Source organism: Halosimplex salinum, from assembly GCF_003730195.1.
Lineage (GTDB): Archaea > Halobacteriota > Halobacteria > Halobacteriales > Haloarculaceae > Halosimplex > Halosimplex salinum.
This window is the reverse complement of sequence record NZ_QWGG01000003.1, coordinates 445,430-463,105: the sequence shown is the minus strand read 5'-3', so window position 1 is coordinate 463,105 and position 17,676 is coordinate 445,430. Positions and strand designations below refer to the sequence as shown.

Here is a 17,676-nt window from a genome sequence, read left to right as displayed (position 1 = left end):
CGACCGCCGGAACGCTCATACCACGTGGTGGCCAATTGTCGCCCAGAATGGATCCGGCAGTGCGCTTCTGGCTGCTCGTCGTCGCCGGCGTGGGGACCCTCTCCGGCGTCGCGCTGCTGATAGTCTCCGCGTTCCTCCCCGGTGCGATCCTCGGCGAAGCAGGGACGCTGGGCTACATCGTCTCCGTCTTCGTCGCGCTGACCTCGCTCGGACTGCTCGTCTGGTCGCTGAGCGTGGACGGCGATTCCGCGACCGGTGGGTCGCCGGGGACGCGGTGAGATGGCCGACCGCGAGTCGCCGCTCCGGCGGACGCTCGAAGCTGGCGTCGCCTTCTGTCTCGCCGGCGGCGGGCTGTTGCTGGCCTTCGAGTTCCTCCCCGGTAGTGAGGGGTCGGGGAGCGCCCCGCTGTACGCGCTCGTCGCCCTCGGCACCGGCGGGGTAGGCACACTCTGCTGGCTCGCGTTCGTCGAACGGCTGGACCGGTGGTCGACCCGGCGCCGTGGCGCGCTGGCGGGCGCCGCTACCGGGCTCCTCGGTCCCTCGGGGTTCGTCCTCCTCGCGAGCCTGTTCGGCGAGACGCTCGGCGGCGTCGGGAACCCGGTGGAGCGACTCGGGGCAGCGCTGTTCGTCGGCACGGTGAGCCTCCTCTACGTCGGCTGGTTCTCGGTCCCGGTCGGGACTGCGACCGGGTATCTGCTCGGCTGCCGTGAGTCTCCGGACGAAACCGCAGAAGCCGCCTGAGTCGCCGTTCTAGCTCCGCATCGACCCGCCGTCGATGGGCAGCGCCGTCCCGTTCACGAAGCTCGCTCGCGGGCTCGCGAGGAACGCCACCACGTCGCCGAGCTCCTGCGGGTCCCCGATCCGGCCCAGCGGGACGGACGACCCCTTGTCCGCCAGCCCTTCCTCGTAGCTGTCGTACTCGCCGCGCTCGACGCCGTCCTCGATGAGCTCCTCGATGCGGGCGGTCTCGTGAGCGCCCGGGAGCACCGCGTTGACTCGTACTTCGGGCGCGAACTCCCGGGCCTGCGTCTTCACCATCCCGATGACCGCGCGGCGGACGGCGTTCGACAGCACGAGGTCGTCGATGACTTCCTGTACCGAGCGGGAGGTGATCGCCGTGATCGAGCCCTGGTCGGAGTCCGAGAGGTGCGGATAGGCGAAGCGCGTCGTCCACACCGCGGACATGACGAGCGTGTCGTAGGCGCCGTACCAGTCCTCGTCGTCCATCTCGCGGAAGGCCCCGCTGGGCGGACCGCCCGCGCTCATGACGACATGGTCGAGACCGCCGAACTGCTCGGTGACCTGCTCGACGTACGCCTCGACCTCCGCCCGGTCGGTGAGGTCGACCTGCACGGCGAGCACGTCCCCGTCGCCCAGCGACCGAAGTTCCTCCTCGGCGGATTCGAGGTGCGATTCCGTCCGCCCGCAGACGGCCACGTCCGCGCCCTCGCGGGCCAGCGCCTTCGCGCTCGCGAGGCCGAGACCGCTCGAACTGGCTGTCGTCAGTGCCGCGCTTCCGTCGAGTCGGAGATCCATGTGCACCCGGTGGAGTCGCGTGGCCAAATGTCTCGGGGAAGCGGCAGCGGACTGTCTCCTCCGGCGAGCGACGCGGCAAGCTTTTGTGTCAGAAGAATTCACAGTCTGCATGGTCGATATGGGGGCGTTCGTCCTGCCGGCGCTGGTCGTCGCGGTCTTCGGAGCGCCGGCGCTGGTGCTGGTGTGGGGTGGCGTCTGGAAGTATCGGATCTACCGCCGATTACGGCGGCTCGAACCGACAGAGCCGGGCGTGCTCTCGGAGGGAACCAGCCTGGTGGACGGCGACGCGAGAGCGCTCCCGGATGACGGGACGGTCGCGGCGCCGGTAACGGGCACCGAGTGCGTCGCTTACGAGTTCGAGATCGAGGTGTTCATGGAGGGTACCGACGGCCGCGGCAACTGGTCGAACTTCGACCGGACGGTCGTGCGACCGCGGTTCCTCCTCGACGGGTGGACCGGCGACGCAGTAGTGGACACCGAGGGATTCGACCTGGCGCTCTCGGAAGATTACAGGTGCGAGGTGACGGGGCGCGACAACGCGCCGCCCGAGGTGGTGTCGTACGTCGACGACAGGGGGGACCTCCGGCTGGAGGCGTCGGCGACTGTCGGTCCCCTGGAAGGGACGAACGAGACGAAGGTGCGATTCGTCGAGCGGCGACTCGAGCCCGGACAGGAGGTCCGTGTCGTCGGATACGCGAGACCGGACGCGGCGGCGCTCGCGAACGCGGCCGACGCGAACGCGCTCGTCGCGAAGCGCGAGCTCAGCGGGCTGCGACGCTGGCTGGGACAGCCGCTCGTCGTCACCGACCGCGGAGAGTCCGCGGCGGCGACCTACCAGCTGGGTCATGCGAAACGGCTCATCGGCATCGCCGTCGCCTGGGTCGGCCTCCTGTCGCTGTTTCTCCTCGTCCCGGTTCTGAACGGGGTCACCGGGTGAACGGCGCGGCGCTTGCGGTCAGCGCGCGAGAACCGCCCGATACCGCTCGGCGAGCGTCGCGGCGAGGCGGTGCTCTGCGGACGTGAACCCGAGCGCGCGGAGCGTCACCGCGTACGCACCGAGTCCGACTACCACACCGACGACCGGTCCGGCGGCCCCCGATAGCAGCGCCTTCGCGCTCCACGCGATCACGCCCAGCGGCACGGCGGCCACGAGGGGTTTCCCGTGGAGCCACGTGAACGGCTGGAGCCGCTCGAAGTGGTACAGCACGGCGACCTCCAGCCCGTTGTTGAGCGTCAGCATCAGGACGTAGCTCGCGACCAGGCCGGCCAGTCCGAACCGGATCGTCAGCGGCACAGCGATCACGGCCAGCGCGAGCGTGATGAGGACGTTGACGACCAGGTACGCCCGCTGGTTGTCGGTCATCATCAGGAGGATGCCGACGCTCCCGACCGCGCAGGCGCCGAACTGCGCGAGGACGAACCCGACGAGCAGCGGGGCGTAGGGGACGAACGCGGGACCGAACAGCGACATCACGGTCTCGCGGTAGACGATCACCGGGATCGCGAGGGCGACCACGCCGACGAGGACGAGCCGGCTGGTGACGTGGTAGAAGCGGGCCAGCGCCGCGCGGTGGTCGTCCTCGTGGAGCGCGGCGGCCACGGGCGGGACGAACTGATTGAGCCCGATCAGCGGCAGGCGGACGAGCGCCCCGACGACCATCCCGACGGCGAAGACGCCGCCGGCTACGTCCGTCAGGTACAGTGCGATGAGCGGGTAGAAGCCGAGCCGCTGGGTCGTCGTCGCGAATCCGCCGACGAACAGCGGGATCGTGTACCCGACGTACCGACGCCAGACCGACCGCAGGGCGACGCCGTCGCTGTCGTCGCTGTCGTCGCTGTCGTCGCGCTCGCTCCCGCTTCCGGCAGCCGGATCGGCGGTCGACCGAAATCTGAGGCCGATACCGCGCTCGCGGACGAGCCACGCCGTCGCACCGAGCGCGACGAGGCCGGAGACCGCGACGACGCCGATAGCGACCGCGACGAGGTCGCCGTAGACGACGGTCCCGACGACGCCGACGACCAGCTGCGCCGCGGGGAAGCCGATCCGGAGCGTGAGGTTGAGCGGCCCGACCTCCTCCAGTCCGCGCAGTATCTCGGTGGCGGTGAACAGCCAGACGGTCGCCGGCAACCCGAGTGCGAACACGCGGAGTATCGTCGTGAACAGCGGTCGCTGGTCGGTGATCCGGGTCGCGGCGGGCGCGCCGACGAAGAGCGCGACGCCGAACACGGTCGCGGCGGTCCCGAGCAGGAGGCCCGCGACGGTCACGAGCGCGTCGCGCTCGGCCGCGGAGTCGGCGTTCGGGAGGAAGCGACTCAGGCCGCTCCGGAAGCCCAGCGAGAGGTGGAGGAGGAACTGCTGGAGGCGGCGCGCGACCGCGAAGACGCCGTAGGAACTCGCGGCGAAGCCGTTGGTGAGGACCGCCGTGAACGCGACGGTCAGGCCGCGCTGGACGAGGATGCTCGGGACCGAGACCGTCGCGCCGTGGGCGACCCGTTCGAGCGCGTCGTCGAGGCGGTCCTCTACGGGGTCGACGGGCGCCTCGCCGTCGGCCTCGTCGCTGGCCGAATCGGGCGCTACCGGCGCAGATTCGGCGCCGGTGTCTTCGGAGACGCTTGCGTCGGGGACCACGACACTACGATGGCGGATCTGGCGTCATAAAACCGCTGAAGGAGGCGAGTCGGACTGCGATCCGAACGGGAGAGGCGGGCCGGCGGAGTCGGAGACGCGGCGTCACGACTGTCCAGGTGGGAGTGCCGGACGCGTTCCGGGCTACGAGCCCCAGAAGTTGTCGCGGCTACCGAGGCGCTCGCGGTCGTCGTTCGACTCGTCGGCCTCCTCGTCGTCGGCCTCCGCGTCGTCCTCGAGTTCGGCGTCGTCGCCGTCCTCTTCGGGGTCGTCGGGGAGGCGTTCGACCTCCTCGGCGCGGGCGTGGTTCGAGCGGACCTTGCGGATCTTCACCTTGGCGCGGGCCGGCGGCAGGACGCCGTCGACCATGATGATGAAGCCGTCCTCGGTCCGACCGACGCCGGCGCCGCTCTCGTGGATGTCCTCGACGGTCACCACGACTTCTTCGCCGGGCTTGACTGGTTGGCTCTTGAGGTCCTCGATCGGCTGATTGTAATGGTTACACCACTCGGCGCCGCCGCGGTCGCCGTAGTGCGTACAGCCCATCCCCTCGATGCGCTCCTGGAAACTGGGGCACTCGTCCGCGAGTGGACAGTCGGGCATGACGAGGACTACCGCTGGGGCGAAGTAAACGCTTGCGCTCTCGCCGGCAGCGCCTGTCGGACGCCGAAACTCCGCTCTCGCCGCTCTCTCGGGGGCGGACCACCGGCCCGGCCCACCCGCCTCACCAGTCGGGGCGGACGTCCTCGCCCGCGCCGTCCGGGTCGATCCCCAGCGTGTTCCCCGTCTCGACCGTTTCGATCCCCTCGATCTCGCAGACTGCGCCGACCTGCTCGTGAGCGACGACCGTCTTCAGCGTCCGGAACTCGAGTTCGTCGTCGACGCGCCCGCCGACCTCGCGGACGGCGTCGGCCACGTCGTCGACGGGCACCTCGTCGGCGACTTCGAGCAGGAGCGTCACCGACTCGCCCTCGAACGGGTCGTCGCGGATCGTACGGACCGCCGGTGAGACGTACATACGCCGACGGTTCGGGCGTCACCGCCGAAACCCTGACGGTGGCGCTCCGGTCCGTGGTCGGCACGGACCGACCCCACCAGATCGACCACAACCACTATGCCCGCCGGCGGCCGACTCCGGGGCATGACAGGGGACGGGAACGAACGGACGCGGCGCGCGTACCTCCGGGCCGCGGCGACGGGCGGGCTCGCTGCGGGACTCACCGCCGGACTGAGCGGCTGTCTCTCCCTCGGGTCTGGCGACGAACCCGGAGACGGGTCGCCGGACGCCACACCGGCGGCTGCGGACACGGACGCGCCCGAAGCGAGTGCGACCGTCGAACCGACACCGACCGCGTCGGCGACGCCGTCGCCCACGCCGACGCCGGAACCGCTTGCCCGCGTCTCGGGGACGTACGCGGCCTACCGCGGCGACGCCGGCCGACGGGCGTTCGTCCCGGAGACCGCCGGACCGGCCGACAGCGCGGCGGTCGCGTACCGCCGCGACCTGCCGGGATCAGCCGTCCAGCCGGTCGTCGCCGGGCCCCGATGTTTCATGGCGGGAACGGACTGGCTCACCGCGGTGGACCTGCGACGGGGCACCACCGAGTGGACGCTGTCGCTCGACGCCCGCGTCGAGGCACCGCCCGTCGTCGCCGGCGAACGGGCGTTCCTTGCCACCGGCGACGGACTGCAGTCGGTTGCCTTCGACGGATCGGTCGCGTGGCGGGGCACACCGACCGGGATCGGCGCGTTCGCGCCGACGCCTGTCGGCGATCGGTTCTGTGCCGCCGGCGACGGCGCGCTGGCGCTCTACGCCGACAACGGGAGCCAGCGCTGGGGCGTCCCGCTCGGCGGCCGACCGCTCGCGACGCCCGCCGGGACCGCGAAGACGGTGTACGTCACGACCCCGAGAGGGGCGAACGAACGGGTCGTCCTCGCGCTGACGGCGCGCCGAGGCGACACCGACTGGCGGCGGACCGTCAGCGCACAGCGGGGCGTCCCACCGGTCCACGCGGACGACCGCCTCTTCGTCGCCCGGCAGTTCGGCGGGATCAGTGCTTTCGACGCCGAGACGGGCGACAAGGAGTGGGGACGTGACACGCCCGTCGACGGTCCGCTCGCCGTGACCGACGACGTCGTCCTCGCCGGAGCGGACGGGGAACTCGCCGCAGTGCCGACCGACGGCGGCGACCCCGTCTGGTCGACGGTTCTCGGCGGCCGGATCGTCGGCGGGCCGGTCGCAGACAGCGAGGCCGTCTACGTCGCGACCGGGACGGCCGACGGCGGCGCGCTCCACGCACTCGACCCCGCCGACGGGGGCGGCCGCTGGACCCTGTCGCTGGGCGCCCCACCCAGTGCCGCACCCGCGGTCGTCGACGGCGGTCTGGCGGTCGCGACCGGTGGCGACGACGGCGAGGGGGGTCAGCTGGTCGTCGTCACGGAGTGAGCGTTCGGGCGGTCGCCGTCACGGGCCGCACGAGTCGTCGGGTTCTTCGGTGTCACTGCCGTATCCGTGAACATGCCCGACAGCAACAGGCAGTTCCGCCTGGCGAGCCGACCCGCGGGGAAACCGGACGCCGAGACGTTCGAACTGGTCGAGACCGACGTGCCCGAGCCCGGGCCCGGTGCGGCGCTCGTCCGCACTCGATATCTCTCGGTCGACCCGTACATGCGCGGGCGGATGGACGCCGGCGAGTCCTACGCCGACGCCTGGGCGGTCGGCGACCCGCTCCACGGCGGCGTCGTCGGCGAGGTCGTCGAGTCCAACGGCGCCGGCTTCGAGGCGGGCGACGTGGTCGTCGGGAACCTCGACTGGGCGGACTACGCGACCGCTCCGGGGACCGAACTCACTCAGATCGACCCCGACCTGGCCCCCGTCTCGACCGCGCTGGGCGTCCTCGGCATGCCCGGCCGCACCGCCTACTTCGGCACCCGCGATGTCGCCGAGCCCGGCCCGGGGGACACGTTCGTCGTCACGGGCGCCGCGGGCGCCGTCGGCTCGGTCGCCGGCCAGATCGCGAAGCTCGCGGGCGCTCGCGTCGTCGGCTTCGCCGGGTCCGACGAGAAGGTCGCCTTCCTCGAAGACGACCTGGGCTTCGACGCCGGGATCAACTACAAGACGGCCGAGGATTACGGGGACGCACTCGACGAGGCGGCGCCCGACGGCGTCGACGCCTACTTCGACAACGTCGGCGGCCCGATCACGGACGCCGTCTTCGACCGCCTGAACGTCGACGCCCGCGTCGCCGTCTGCGGCCAGATATCGCTCTACAACGCCGAAGAGCGCCCGACCGGACCGCGCAAACTCGGCCAGCTCGTCGTCAGCCGAGCGCGCGTCGAGGGCTTCCTCGTCGGCGACTTCGCCCCCCGTTTCGAGACGGCGACCGAGCGGCTGGCCGAGTGGGTCGCCTCCGGCGAGATCGAGTACCGCGAGACCGTCACCGAGGGGCTGGAGAACGCCCCCGACGCGTTCCTCGGGCTGTTCGAGGGCGAGAACATCGGAAAACAGCTCGTGAAGGTGAGCGACCCGGACGACTGAGAGCGGCCAGGCGATCGCCGCTCCGCTCGGTCAGTCCGCTCGCTCGCTCGGTCCGCTCCGCCTGCGCCGCCCGCTCCGGCGCTACTGATCCCGGGCGTTCGCGGCCCAGGCCGGTTCCTCGACGGCGGTCGAACCGACGTTCGAGAGCGCGTACGTGAACGACATGACGTACGTCGAGCCGTCTTCGTCGACGCCTTCGGCTTCCCATCCCTCCGAGCGCACGAGCCCGTCCTCGTCGACGAGCACGGTGAAGCGGAACTCCGTCCAGGTGAGGTTGCTGTCGGTCTCCGCCCGGTTCGCGAGCCAGCTCGGTTCCTGGGTCCTGACGTAGCGGGTCACCGTCACGTCCTCGTGGGTCTCGGTGCCCTCGTTCGTGAACTCCGCGAGGTCGTCCGCGTCGTCGACGTTGGTCGTCATCGCGACGGACGCGCCCGGCCTGAACTCGCCGTCGACGACCGAGTACGTCGCGTCGTCGCCCTCGCCCTGGCGCTGGTAGGTCCGACCGTCCGCGTGGTACGTCTCGTAGTCCATCTGGACGCTGTCCGCGGACGCCATCCGGGCCGAGAAAGCGGTCCGCTTGCGGTCGTAATCGACCGCGTTCGTGTACGTCGTCTCGCTGGTCACGACGCCGTCCTCGGTCGCTCGCATCTGCCAGTAGGACGTGTAGCTCCCCGCCTCGACGAGCAGCGCGGTCCGGTTCTCGGCCACGGAGGCGCCGGCGCTATCGCCGTCTCCGCCCGCCGCATCGCCCGCGTCGCCGGACCCACCGTCGGCGGCCTCCGCCGGGTCGTCGCCATCGAGGCTCGGACCGCCCGCGCAGCCGGCCACCAGCACGACGACCCCTACCATCACCCACGTCTGTAGCTGTCGAGACATGACACGCGTAGGACTAGCGAGTATATAGTCCGAGCGATGGTTTCGCGCCGGTCCCGGTGGAACGGTCCGCCGAGGACCGGCCGCAGGCGACGGCCCGGATCCGCGTCGTCAGTGGTCGTGTGAGTGGTCGTGGTCGTGGCCGCCGTCGGAGGCGGCGCTCGACTCGCTGTCGCCCGCGCCCGCGATGTCGCCGCCGGCCACGAGCGCGTCGTGGTCGCCGTCGATCATGTCCATGTTCTTGAGGTTGTCCCGCTCCTCGAAGTCTTCCACGGCGTCGAGGAGGTCCTGCTGGGTGAGCGTGGTTCGCTCCTCGGTCAGCGCTTCGAGGACGGCCTCCCGGAGGACCATGCGGAGGTCGCTGCCGGTCAGTCCCTCGGTCTGCCGGGCGACCTCCATCGGGTCGAAGTCGAGGATCTCCATCTCGCGGGTGACGACCTCGAGGATGTCCGAGCGCATCTGGTCGTCGGGCTTGGGGAAGTTGACGATCTCGTCGAAGCGCCGCCACGCCGCGGCGTCGAGCTGATCGGGGTGGTTCGTCGCGCCGATGAGCAGGACCTCGTGTTCGATGAGGCTCACCTCGTCGATGCTCTTGAGCAGCGTGTTGACGGCGCGTTTGATCGCGGCGTGCTCGTCCGAGGAGCGGGTCTTCGCGACGAAGTCGAACTCGTCCATGAACAGGATACACGGGGAGAGCCGGGTGGCGACCTCGAACACCTTCTCGACGTTCTTGGCCGTCTCACCGAGGTACTGTGAGGTGATCATCGACAGCTTCACCTCGACGAACGGCAGGTCGAGTTCACTCGCGAGCGCGCGAGCGATGGAGGTCTTGCCGGTGCCCGGCGGGCCGACGAACAGCAGTTTCCCGATCTCGCGCAGGCCGATCGTCGCGAGGTAGTCGCGGTGTTCGATGGCCTTGACGATCTTGTGGATCTCCCCTTCCTGGTCGGGGGTGAGCACGAGGTCGTCCATGGTGATCTCGACCTCCTCGGGCGCGCGGATGTCGACGAGGTCGAGCATCTCCTGTTCGTCCTCGTCGTCGGAGTCGAAGTACTCCTCGAGGAGGTTGTCGATCCACACGCGGTCCGCCCGGATGGGTCGGTTCTCCTCGCGCGCGAGTTCGTAGTCGACGCCCTCGATCTCGCCCTCGTAGACGCTGGCGAGCACCGGGTTCTCGTTGACGTGGTCGGCGTCCACCTGGTCGAGGTACCACTCTCTGGCCATCTCCTCGTCGGTGAAGGTGATCGTACCCGAGAAGTCGTCACGGTCGGTGAACATCAGCCCGGAGATGGCCTCCCAGGGCTGCTGGACCTCCGTCGCCTCCCGTGCCGTGGTGGTAGTGGCCGAGAGCGGCCGCTCAATCTCCCCATCGTTCCAGAATACCGCCCGGTATGCGGGCGGCAGATCGTCCGCGTCGAGGTCGCGGTGTTCGCTGTAGGCCTGCGCCGTCAGCACGAACTCCACGACTGCAAGCTCCGGATCGCTCATTCTCACCGTAATTCGGCCCCGGCCGGGATAAGTCTCGCGAACTCGACTCGTCGCTGCGCGACCGACGGGCCGCCCCTGTGCCCGCGTCCGGCCGGCTTTATAGCCCCGAACTGTCACGTCTCGCCGGATTTATGTCGGATCGGTGTCGAGACGCATCCGATGGACGAAGTACTCGACGTGGCGACGCTCGCGACGGATTTCGGGTTCGGTAGCCTCGTCAGGTGGCTGCTCGGCCTCCTCGGGCTCGTGCTGGTGGTCGGGGGCGTGGGCCTGTGGCTGGCCGCCGACGTGGGCGTCGTCCTGCCGGCACTGCTGGTCGTCGTCGGCCTCCTGCTGATGGTCGCGCCGGTCGCCCTCCTGCTGGTGGCCGAACTGCTCTGAGAAACTCCGAACTGCGTGCCCTCGGTTTGTGAGGACTTAACACGACTCGGCCCGTCTTGGGACCTATGACGGACACGACTCCGGTCGTCGTTCAGGCGCGACGGACACCCCAGGGGAAGGAGGACGGCGCGCTGGCGGACCTTCGTAGCGAGGACCTGTCGATACCGCTGATAGACGAGATGCTCGCCGACACGGGACTGGCGGGCGACCAGGTCGACGACCTGCTGTGGGGCTGTGCGCAACAGCGCGACGAGCAGGGCAACAACATGGCTCGCGTGGTCGCACTCCTCTCCGAACTCGGCGAGGACGTGCCGGCGGCGACGATCAACCGCTGGTGTGCCTCCTCGGCCGAGGCGATCATGCGCGGTGCGGACGCCATCGCAGCGGGCCAGCGCGACTGCGTGATCGCCGGCGGCGTCGAGTCGATGAGTCGAGTCGAACTCGGGCAGAACACCCACAACGTCCACCCGCGGCTCGCCGAACTGTACAACATCGGAGAGCTCCAGATGGGGATGACCGCCGAGAAGGTCGCCGAGGAGTTCGACGTCTCCCGGGAGGACCAGGACGAGTACGCCCTCCGTAGCCACCAGCGAGCGGCCGACGCGACGGATTCGGGCCGCTTCGACGACCAGATCGTCCCCGTCGAGACCGAGGACGGCACCGTCAGTGAGGACGAGGGGATCCGCCGCGACACCTCGCTCGAAACGCTCGCGGGGCTCCCGACCGTGTTCAAGAGCGAGGGGACGATCACGCCCGGCAACGCCTCGCAGATCTCCGACGGCGCCGCGGGGACGATGATCACGTCCCGCGCGTTCGCCGACGACCACGGGCTGGACGTGCTCGCGGAAGTGGGCGACCACATGGTCGCGGGCGTCGATCCGACCATCATGGGCGTCGGGCCGGTGCCCGCGGTCCGCAAGCTCTGCGAGCGGACGGGGCGGGACCCCGACGACTTCGACCTCGTCGAACTCAACGAGGCGTTCGCGAGCCAGGCGCTCTACTGCCAGCGCGAACTCGGCTTCGACGACGACAGCTACAACGTCAACGGCGGCGCCATCGCGCTCGGCCACCCGCTCGGCGCCTCCGGCGCGCGCCTGCCGGTGACCCTGATCCACGAGATGAACCACCGCGGCGACGAACTCGGGCTCGCGACGGAGTGCGTCGGGTTCGGGCAAGGGGCGGCGATCGAGTTCAGAGTACCGTAACGTCCGCGCGCCGCCGGCGCGCGGTTGGCCGCGAGCGAACGGAGTGAGTGAGCGGCTTTTTGCCCCATCTTTTTGGCCGAGTGGTGCCCGCAGCGGCGCGATGCGCCGCGAGGACACCCGAGGCGAAAAAGGTGGTCGCGGCAGGGCGCGGCGATCGAGTTCAGAGCGCCGTAACGTCCGCGCGCCGCCGGCGCGCGGTTGGCCGCGAGCGAACGGAGTGAGTGAGCGGCTTTTTGCCCCATCTTTTTGGCCGAGTGGCGTCCACGATGGCGTGAACGCCTGATACCGAAGTGATTACTAAAGGGAATATTCTAAACTGAAAAAATATTTATACTGAGTTGTAATTAACGATACTGTGATTTCGGCGCCGCTGGTGGGTGGGCCGATTCTGGCCGTCGTCGCCGCCGCGTTCGCGTGGGTCGCGTGGCGGTTGCGGGGAGCGCTCGACCGTCCGGGTGGGACCGGGCTGGTCGGCGTAGTGGCCTTGCTGGCCGTCGTGACGCTGGCCGAGGCGCTCGTCGTGGGACTGGACCGACAGCCAGCGCTGCTCAACCCGCTGACGCAGATCGCTGTCCTGGGCGGTGCGATCGGCTGGACCGCGTTCGTCGTCGCCTACACCGGGCGCGACGCGGGCAGCGGACTGATCGTCGTCCTCGTGATGGCGGTCCCGGCGGTCGGCCTCGTCGGTGCCGTGGGCCGGTTGACGCCGATACTGCCGGTCAACCCGCCGCTCGAGGCCGTCGGACCGCTCTTCCTGTTCCTGACGGGCGCGCCGACGACCGCCGCCTGGGGGATCCTCGTCGGCCTGTCGCTCCTGTTGATCTGGGACGCGACCAGGTACGCGTCGTTCGAGCGCACCCGCGGTATCGCGCTGTCGCTGATCGGGATCGCGCTCGGGGCGGCGCCGCTGGTCACCTCGACGCTGGAGACCGGCGGGGCCATGTCGGTGGGCACGGGCGCTGTCGTCACGCAGGTGGTGATCCTGACGGCGGTGGTCGTCGGTGTCGGTGTGGGCCGCCCCTACCGGTCGCTCCCCATCGCGGAGGCGATCGGTCGCGACGTGGTCGTGTCGAACCTCAACGACGCGGTCGTCGTCGTCGACGCCGACGCGCGGATCGTCGACGTGAACGAGTCCGCCGAGGAACTGTTCGGCCGGACGCACGGGGCCGTCGCGGGCGAACCGCTCACGGCGCTGTTCGACGCCGAGGATCTCGATCCATCGGGCCTGCCGGCCGAACGCACGACCGTCATCGAGGGGCCGACCGGCAAGCGCCACTTCGACGTGTCGGTCTCCCGGGTGCGCCGGGAGGAGAACGCCCACGCGGGGTACGCGGTGGCGCTCCGGGACGTGACCGACGAGCGGATCCGCCGCCAGCGCCTCGAAGTCCTCCACCGGGTGTTGCGACACAACGTCCGCAACGACATGACCGCAGTCTACGGGATGGCTAACGCCGTCGACGACGCGGGCGAGGAGCGCATCGCCGGCCGGTTGCGGGAGACGGCCGACTCGCTTGTCGACGTGACCGAACAGGCGCTGGCCGTCGAGGCGAGTATGGGCATCGACCCGGTCGCCGACGAACCGGCGGACGCGGCCGGTCTCGCCGCCGAGGTGGTCGCCGAACTCGAGCGTGAGGGTCACGACGTGTCGATCACGGTCGAGGGCGAGTGTTCGGTGCGTCGCTCCGACGAACTAGTCGCGACGGTGTGTGAGCACTTGCTGTCGTACGCGACCGCCAACGCGGACGCGCCGGTCAGGACGCGGGTGGAGCGCGAGGGCGACTACGTCGTCCTCACGGTCGAGGCCGACGACCGCTTCGTCCACGACGAGGACGTCCTCGCCGTCGAGATCGGCCGGGAGACGCAGCTCGAACACGCGAACGACCTGGACATCTGGGCGGTCTCGTGGGGCGTCGACCGACTCGGCGGCGAGTTGCTCGTCGACCACGACGAGGGGACCTGCGTCGGTATCCGGATCCCCGTGGAGTAGTGACAGAGCGCGGCCGGTCCCCTGACCGAGCGGTACGGCCTCGGCTCTCACTTGTCGTGTCGTCGCGTGTCGCGAGAAGAGACTCGGGTCCGGCTGTCGATTCGTTCGGTCAGGGGCTGACGAGTTTCATCCCTTCACGGACTGACTCGGTGCGACCGAGGAGGGTGAGGTGGTCGCCCCGCTCGATGACGGTGTCGGCGGCGGGCACCTCGGCGGACTCGTGGTCGCCCTTGCTGAGCAGGGCGATGAGGCAGGCGTCGGGGAGCATCGGGCCGACCTCGCGGACGGTCTTGCCGATGATCTTGTCGCTGGTGGCCTCGACCTCCTGTACGTCGCCCGAGCGACCCACGTCGGTCATCCAGTGGGCGATGGCCGGGCGTTCGATCTGGTTGTCGATGGCCCACGCGGTCGCCATCGACGCGGAGATGGTCCGAACGCCCAGCTCTTCGAAGGCGTCGACGTTGTCGGGGTTGTTCACCCGTGCGATGACGTGCTCGACGTCGAACTTCGAGTTGACGAGTTGCGAGACGAGCAGGTTCGCGTCGTCGTCGCCGGTGGCGGCGACGACCGTCTTCGCGTTGTTCGCGCCGGCCTCCCGCAGGACGTCCGTGTCCGTACCGTCGCCGATGGCGGCCCTGAAGCCGGCGTTGCGGGCTTGTTCGGCGATCGTCTGCTCTTTCTCGATGATCACGACGTTCTCCCCTCGGGCTTCGAGGCGTTCGGCGAGCGACCGGCCCACCTTCCCGCCTCCGACGATGATGACTCTCATTGGTATCACGTCCAGGTATTGTGCGATGTAGCGCGCGAGACCGCCCTCGAAGACGGCCGTCAGCAGGATGGCCAGGAAGACGGTCCCCAGCAGGATGTTCGCCTCCTGTGTGAGACCGGCGTCCTGTAGTTGCACCGCGAACAGCGTCGCGACCGAGGCCGGGATGATGCCGCGCGGTCCGACCAGACTCATGAACGTCCGCTCCTGTCGAGTGAACTTGTCGCCGGTCGTCGACAGGAACACGAGCGCCGGACGGATGACGAGCGCGATCGCGACGACCACGAGCACCCCCGCGAACCCGACCTCGAGGAGCGCGGCGGGCTCGAGCAGCGCCGCGAGTCCGATGAAGACGAACGCCAGCACGAGCAGCGTCACGTCGCCTTTGAACGCCTCTATCTCCTCTTCGTACGGGACGTCCGCGTTACCGAGCAGGAACCCCGCGGTCGCGGTGGCGGCGACGCCGGCCTCGGTCGCCTCGAAGTTCGCGGCGGAGAACGCCACCAGCGCACCGGCGAGGACCAGCAGTCGGGCGTTGCGCGGCGCGTCTCCCGGCGAGAGGTCCACGTACCGGAGCAGGTAGTAGACGATTCCGGCGACGACCAGTCCGAACAGCAGTCCGACGCCGAGGCGGACGACGAAGCCCCGGATCAGGTCGCCCCCCGCGGTCGCGGGATTGACGGTCTGGAAGAAGACGACCGCGAGGATCGCCGCCGTCACGTCGTTGACGATCCCTTCGACCTCCAGCGCCGTCGCGACCTGGTCGCGGACGGGGACGATCTTCAGTATCGGCGTGACGACGGTGGGCCCGGTCGCGACCAGCAGGGACCCGATGACCAGCGAGAGGTTCCAGGAGACGCCGAAGGCGAACCGCACCGCGAGTGCGGTCCCGGCGAGTGCGATCAGCGCGCCGACGGTCACGAGCCTGAGCGCCGCCTGTGGGGCCGCCTTGATGCGTTCGATCTTCAGGTGGAAGGCCCCCTCGAAGACGATGATCGCGACCGCGAACCCGACGATCGTCGGCATCGCGGTCCCGAACGTCTCCGCGGTGACGATCTGGAGCCCCGGTTGCCCCACCACCAGCCCCGCCGCGATGTAGAAGACGATCGCCGGGATCTGAAGCCTGTCGGCCAGTATCTGCGAGAGAACGCCGATACCGATGATACCGGCGACCAACAGGAGCAGCGGACTCTCGGCCATGTATCTGCGCTACCGGAGGCGGGACGTAAAAACACACGGTCTGCCGTCCCAGTGGCCGGCGTCTCGGGCCGGACCGCGGTGGCGTTCCCGGGCGTCCCCGGCCGAACCGCGGTGGCGTTCCCGGGCGTCCCCGGGTGGACCGCGGTGGCGTTCCCGAGCGTCCCCGGGTTCGTCGAGACCGGCGCGGAGACGAGCGCGACGCCGGCGCGGAGACAAACCTCTTAGTTCCTCGGTGACGCGGGTGTGGACGATGGCCGATTCCGAACACGAGTCGCAGACGGGGCAGCAACCGGAGGGGTCGGAGGGCGGTGTCCCCGAAACGGGGGAAGTCGTTCCCGGCCGGTTCTCCTCTGACGAGGTGTTCCAGCGGGTCGTCGCCGACGCCGACCACGAGATCACGTCGGGCTCGCGCGAACTCTTCTTCAGCGGGCTCGCCGGCGGGTTCGCGATCACGATCACCTTCCTGCTGTACGCCTCGATGTCCGCGTCGACCGAGTCGAAGGTCGCCGCGGTGTTGCTCTACCCGCTGGGGTTCATCTACATCATCATCGGCGGGTACCAGCTCTACACCGAGAACACGCTCCCGCCCGTGGCGCTGACGCTCGAACGGCTGGCCAGCGTGCCGTCCCTGTTTCGCCACTGGCTGATCGTCCTCGCGGGCAACTTCGCCGGCGGTGCGATCGGTGCCGTGGTGCTCGCCTACGGCGGCGTCTTCGAGCCCGCGGCGGCCGACTACGCCCTCGGCCTCGCACAGAACGGAGTCGAGACGCCGGTCACCGCCCTCTTCTTCAAGGCCGCCTTCGCGGGGCTGATCGTCGCGGGCGTGGTGTGGATGGACTTCGCCGCCCGCGAGACGGTCTCCCGGCTCGCTATCGTCTATCTCGCGTTCCTGGCGATCCCGCTGGGGAACCTCTTCCACGTCGTCGTCTCCTTCACCGAGGTCGTCTACACGATGCTCGCCGGCGACCTCGCGCTGACGACCGGCCTCTTCGAGTTCGTGATCCCGGTGCTGGTGGGCAACACGCTCGGGGGAATCCTGCTGGTCACCGTCGTCAACTACTACCAGACCAGCGAGCGCCGGCTCGAGGTCGAGCAGTTCGAGAACGTCCGCCGGCTCTCCGGGCGGGAGATGCTCCTCGGCAACCTCGCCGGGCGCTCGTATGTGCCGCTGGTCGACACGCTCGAAGAGTTCGTCCGCGACCCCGACTCCTACCGGATCCTCGTCCCCATCTCGAACCCGCGGACCGAAGCGCCGCTGGTCGAGTTCGCCTGCGCGCTCGCGAGCACCCGGGAGAAGGGCACCGTCCACGCCGTCCACATCGTCCAGACGCCGAAGCAGATGTCGCTCGACGAGCGGGGGAACCGGAGCCGGATCACCGGCGAGTCCGAACGGCTCCTGGACGGGCTGGAACAGCGGGTCGCCCGGGACGACGTGGCCTTCGAGACGTCGACGATCGTCTCCTCGCGTTCCTTCGAGGAGGTGTTCGACCGGGCGCGGCGCACCCGTCCCGACCTCGTGGTGATGGGCTGGGGGAACGGACGCCTCTGGAACGACGCCCGCGCCGAGCGCCCCATCGACGAGCTGACGAACCGCCTCCCCTGTGACTTCCTCGTCGTCAAGGACCGCGGACTCGACTGCTCGCGGGTCCTGTTGCCGACCGCGGGCGGCCCGGACTCCGACCTCAGCGCGGAGATCGCGGACGCGCTCCGGACGACGGCCGGCGCGGAGGTGTCGCTGTTACACGTTGTCGACGGCCCGGCCGAGCGCGAAGCGGGGGAGCGGTTCCTCGACGAGTGGGCCGCCGACCACGGCCTCGACGGCGCGGCTCTCGTCACTGACGAGTCCGGCGACATCGAGGGAGCTATCGAACGTCACGCCGCCGACCACACGCTCGTCCTCCTGGGCGCGACCGAGAGGGGGATGCTCTCGCGGCTCGTCTCGGACTCGCTGCATCTGGACGTCGTCAACGACGTCGAAGCGTCCGTGTTGCTCGCCGAGCGGCCCAGCGACAGACCGTTCAGAGAGCGCCTGTTCGGGAGCGGCCGGCGGGAGAAGTGACCGCTCGGACCGGCGGT

At 69.8% G+C, this 17,676-nt stretch carries 17 protein-coding genes; 10 read left to right on the top strand and 7 right to left on the bottom strand.

The window, feature by feature from the left end; translation table 11 throughout:
• Nucleotides 1–47: 47 nt before the first annotated feature.
• Nucleotides 48–278 (top strand): hypothetical protein, encoded by a 231-nt coding sequence (locus D1409_RS10585; RefSeq protein WP_123536836.1) that lies wholly within the window; start codon nt 48–50, stop codon nt 276–278.
• 1 nt (nt 279) lies between these two features.
• Nucleotides 280–741 (top strand): hypothetical protein, encoded by a 462-nt coding sequence (locus D1409_RS10580; protein WP_123536834.1) that lies wholly within the window; start codon nt 280–282, stop codon nt 739–741.
• A gap of 9 nt (nt 742–750) precedes the next feature.
• Here the strand turns inward: D1409_RS10580 and D1409_RS10575 are convergent, their stop codons facing one another.
• Nucleotides 751–1,536 (bottom strand): SDR family oxidoreductase, encoded by a 786-nt coding sequence (locus D1409_RS10575; RefSeq protein ID WP_123536832.1) that lies wholly within the window; start codon nt 1,534–1,536, stop codon nt 751–753.
• Nucleotides 1,537–1,645: 109 nt separating this feature from the next.
• Between D1409_RS10575 and D1409_RS10570 the strand changes: the two genes are divergently transcribed.
• The gene (locus tag D1409_RS10570) at nt 1,646–2,473 is read left to right on the top strand and encodes a hypothetical protein (protein ID WP_123536830.1); all 828 of its coding nucleotides are present in this window, start codon (nt 1,646–1,648) and stop codon (nt 2,471–2,473) included.
• Between the two features lie 18 nt (nt 2,474–2,491).
• Here D1409_RS10570 and D1409_RS10565 read toward each other — a convergent pair whose 3' ends face one another.
• The 3 genes from D1409_RS10565 to D1409_RS10555 all read right to left on the bottom strand — a co-directional run bounded on the left by D1409_RS10565 (nt 2,492) and on the right by D1409_RS10555 (nt 5,180).
• The gene (locus D1409_RS10565) at nt 2,492–4,165 is read right to left on the bottom strand and encodes a lipopolysaccharide biosynthesis protein (RefSeq protein ID WP_123536828.1); all 1,674 of its coding nucleotides are present in this window, start codon (nt 4,163–4,165) and stop codon (nt 2,492–2,494) included.
• 141 nt (nt 4,166–4,306) lie between these two features.
• Nucleotides 4,307–4,765 carry a TRAM domain-containing protein gene (locus tag D1409_RS10560; protein ID WP_123536826.1) on the bottom strand — a complete coding sequence of 153 codons (459 nt, stop codon included), beginning with the start codon at nt 4,763–4,765 and terminating at the stop codon, nt 4,307–4,309.
• Between the two features lie 121 nt (nt 4,766–4,886).
• Nucleotides 4,887–5,180 (bottom strand): hypothetical protein, encoded by a 294-nt coding sequence (locus tag D1409_RS10555; RefSeq protein ID WP_123536824.1) that lies wholly within the window; start codon nt 5,178–5,180, stop codon nt 4,887–4,889.
• A gap of 123 nt (nt 5,181–5,303) precedes the next feature.
• Between D1409_RS10555 and D1409_RS10550 the strand changes: the two genes are divergently transcribed.
• The gene (locus D1409_RS10550; RefSeq protein ID WP_164471636.1) at nt 5,304–6,608 is read left to right on the top strand and encodes an outer membrane protein assembly factor BamB family protein; all 1,305 of its coding nucleotides are present in this window, start codon (nt 5,304–5,306) and stop codon (nt 6,606–6,608) included.
• Nucleotides 6,609–6,680: 72 nt separating this feature from the next.
• Nucleotides 6,681–7,700, top strand: a complete 1,020-nt coding sequence (locus tag D1409_RS10545) for an NADP-dependent oxidoreductase (RefSeq protein WP_123536820.1) — start codon at nt 6,681–6,683, stop codon at nt 7,698–7,700.
• 81 nt (nt 7,701–7,781) lie between these two features.
• On the opposite strand, the gene D1409_RS10540 is transcribed toward D1409_RS10545, so the two are convergent.
• Nucleotides 7,782–8,549, bottom strand: coding sequence for a DUF7537 family lipoprotein (locus D1409_RS10540; RefSeq protein ID WP_164471635.1), 768 nt, complete (start codon nt 8,547–8,549; stop codon nt 7,782–7,784).
• Between the two features lie 135 nt (nt 8,550–8,684).
• Nucleotides 8,685–10,061 (bottom strand): ATP-binding protein, encoded by a 1,377-nt coding sequence (locus D1409_RS10535; protein WP_123536816.1) that lies wholly within the window; start codon nt 10,059–10,061, stop codon nt 8,685–8,687.
• Between the two features lie 159 nt (nt 10,062–10,220).
• Between D1409_RS10535 and D1409_RS10530 the strand changes: the two genes are divergently transcribed.
• The 3 genes from D1409_RS10530 to D1409_RS10520 all read left to right on the top strand — a co-directional run bounded on the left by D1409_RS10530 (nt 10,221) and on the right by D1409_RS10520 (nt 13,634).
• Nucleotides 10,221–10,442, top strand: coding sequence for a hypothetical protein (locus tag D1409_RS10530; RefSeq protein ID WP_123536814.1), 222 nt, complete (start codon nt 10,221–10,223; stop codon nt 10,440–10,442).
• A 65-nt stretch (nt 10,443–10,507) separates the two neighbouring features.
• Complete coding sequence (locus D1409_RS10525) at nt 10,508–11,647, top strand: thiolase family protein (protein WP_123536812.1); 1,140 nt, start codon at nt 10,508–10,510, stop codon at nt 11,645–11,647.
• Nucleotides 11,648–12,002: 355 nt separating this feature from the next.
• On the top strand, nt 12,003–13,634 hold the full coding sequence (locus D1409_RS10520; protein ID WP_123536811.1) for a PAS domain-containing protein: 1,632 nt from the start codon (nt 12,003–12,005) through the stop codon (nt 13,632–13,634).
• Between the two features lie 109 nt (nt 13,635–13,743).
• Here D1409_RS10520 and D1409_RS10515 read toward each other — a convergent pair whose 3' ends face one another.
• On the bottom strand, nt 13,744–15,600 hold the full coding sequence (locus tag D1409_RS10515) for a cation:proton antiporter domain-containing protein (protein ID WP_123536809.1): 1,857 nt from the start codon (nt 15,598–15,600) through the stop codon (nt 13,744–13,746).
• A 51-nt stretch (nt 15,601–15,651) separates the two neighbouring features.
• On the opposite strand from D1409_RS10515, the gene D1409_RS24475 reads away from it, so the two are divergent.
• Complete coding sequence (locus D1409_RS24475; protein WP_164471634.1) at nt 15,652–15,825, top strand: hypothetical protein; 174 nt, start codon at nt 15,652–15,654, stop codon at nt 15,823–15,825.
• 25 nt (nt 15,826–15,850) lie between these two features.
• Nucleotides 15,851–17,659, top strand: a complete 1,809-nt coding sequence (locus D1409_RS10510; RefSeq protein WP_123536807.1) for a formate/nitrite transporter family protein — start codon at nt 15,851–15,853, stop codon at nt 17,657–17,659.
• Nucleotides 17,660–17,676: the final 17 nt, after the last annotated feature.

Coding starts and splice junctions, on each gene's coding strand:
- D1409_RS10585 (WP_123536836.1), top strand. CDS start 48: ATGGATCCGGCAGTGCGCTTCTGGCTGCTCGTCGTCGCCGGCGTGGGG.
- D1409_RS10580 (WP_123536834.1), top strand. CDS start 280: ATGGCCGACCGCGAGTCGCCGCTCCGGCGGACGCTCGAAGCTGGCGTC.
- D1409_RS10575 (WP_123536832.1), bottom strand. CDS start 1,536: ATGGATCTCCGACTCGACGGAAGCGCGGCACTGACGACAGCCAGTTCG.
- D1409_RS10570 (WP_123536830.1), top strand. CDS start 1,646: ATGGTCGATATGGGGGCGTTCGTCCTGCCGGCGCTGGTCGTCGCGGTC.
- D1409_RS10560 (WP_123536826.1), bottom strand. CDS start 4,765: ATGCCCGACTGTCCACTCGCGGACGAGTGCCCCAGTTTCCAGGAGCGC.
- D1409_RS10555 (WP_123536824.1), bottom strand. CDS start 5,180: ATGTACGTCTCACCGGCGGTCCGTACGATCCGCGACGACCCGTTCGAG.
- D1409_RS10550 (WP_164471636.1), top strand. CDS start 5,304: ATGACAGGGGACGGGAACGAACGGACGCGGCGCGCGTACCTCCGGGCC.
- D1409_RS10545 (WP_123536820.1), top strand. CDS start 6,681: ATGCCCGACAGCAACAGGCAGTTCCGCCTGGCGAGCCGACCCGCGGGG.
- D1409_RS10540 (WP_164471635.1), bottom strand. CDS start 8,549: ATGGTAGGGGTCGTCGTGCTGGTGGCCGGCTGCGCGGGCGGTCCGAGC.
- D1409_RS10535 (WP_123536816.1), bottom strand. CDS start 10,061: ATGAGCGATCCGGAGCTTGCAGTCGTGGAGTTCGTGCTGACGGCGCAG.
- D1409_RS10530 (WP_123536814.1), top strand. CDS start 10,221: ATGGACGAAGTACTCGACGTGGCGACGCTCGCGACGGATTTCGGGTTC.
- D1409_RS10525 (WP_123536812.1), top strand. CDS start 10,508: ATGACGGACACGACTCCGGTCGTCGTTCAGGCGCGACGGACACCCCAG.
- D1409_RS10515 (WP_123536809.1), bottom strand. CDS start 15,600: ATGGCCGAGAGTCCGCTGCTCCTGTTGGTCGCCGGTATCATCGGTATC.
- D1409_RS10510 (WP_123536807.1), top strand. CDS start 15,851: ATGGCCGATTCCGAACACGAGTCGCAGACGGGGCAGCAACCGGAGGGG.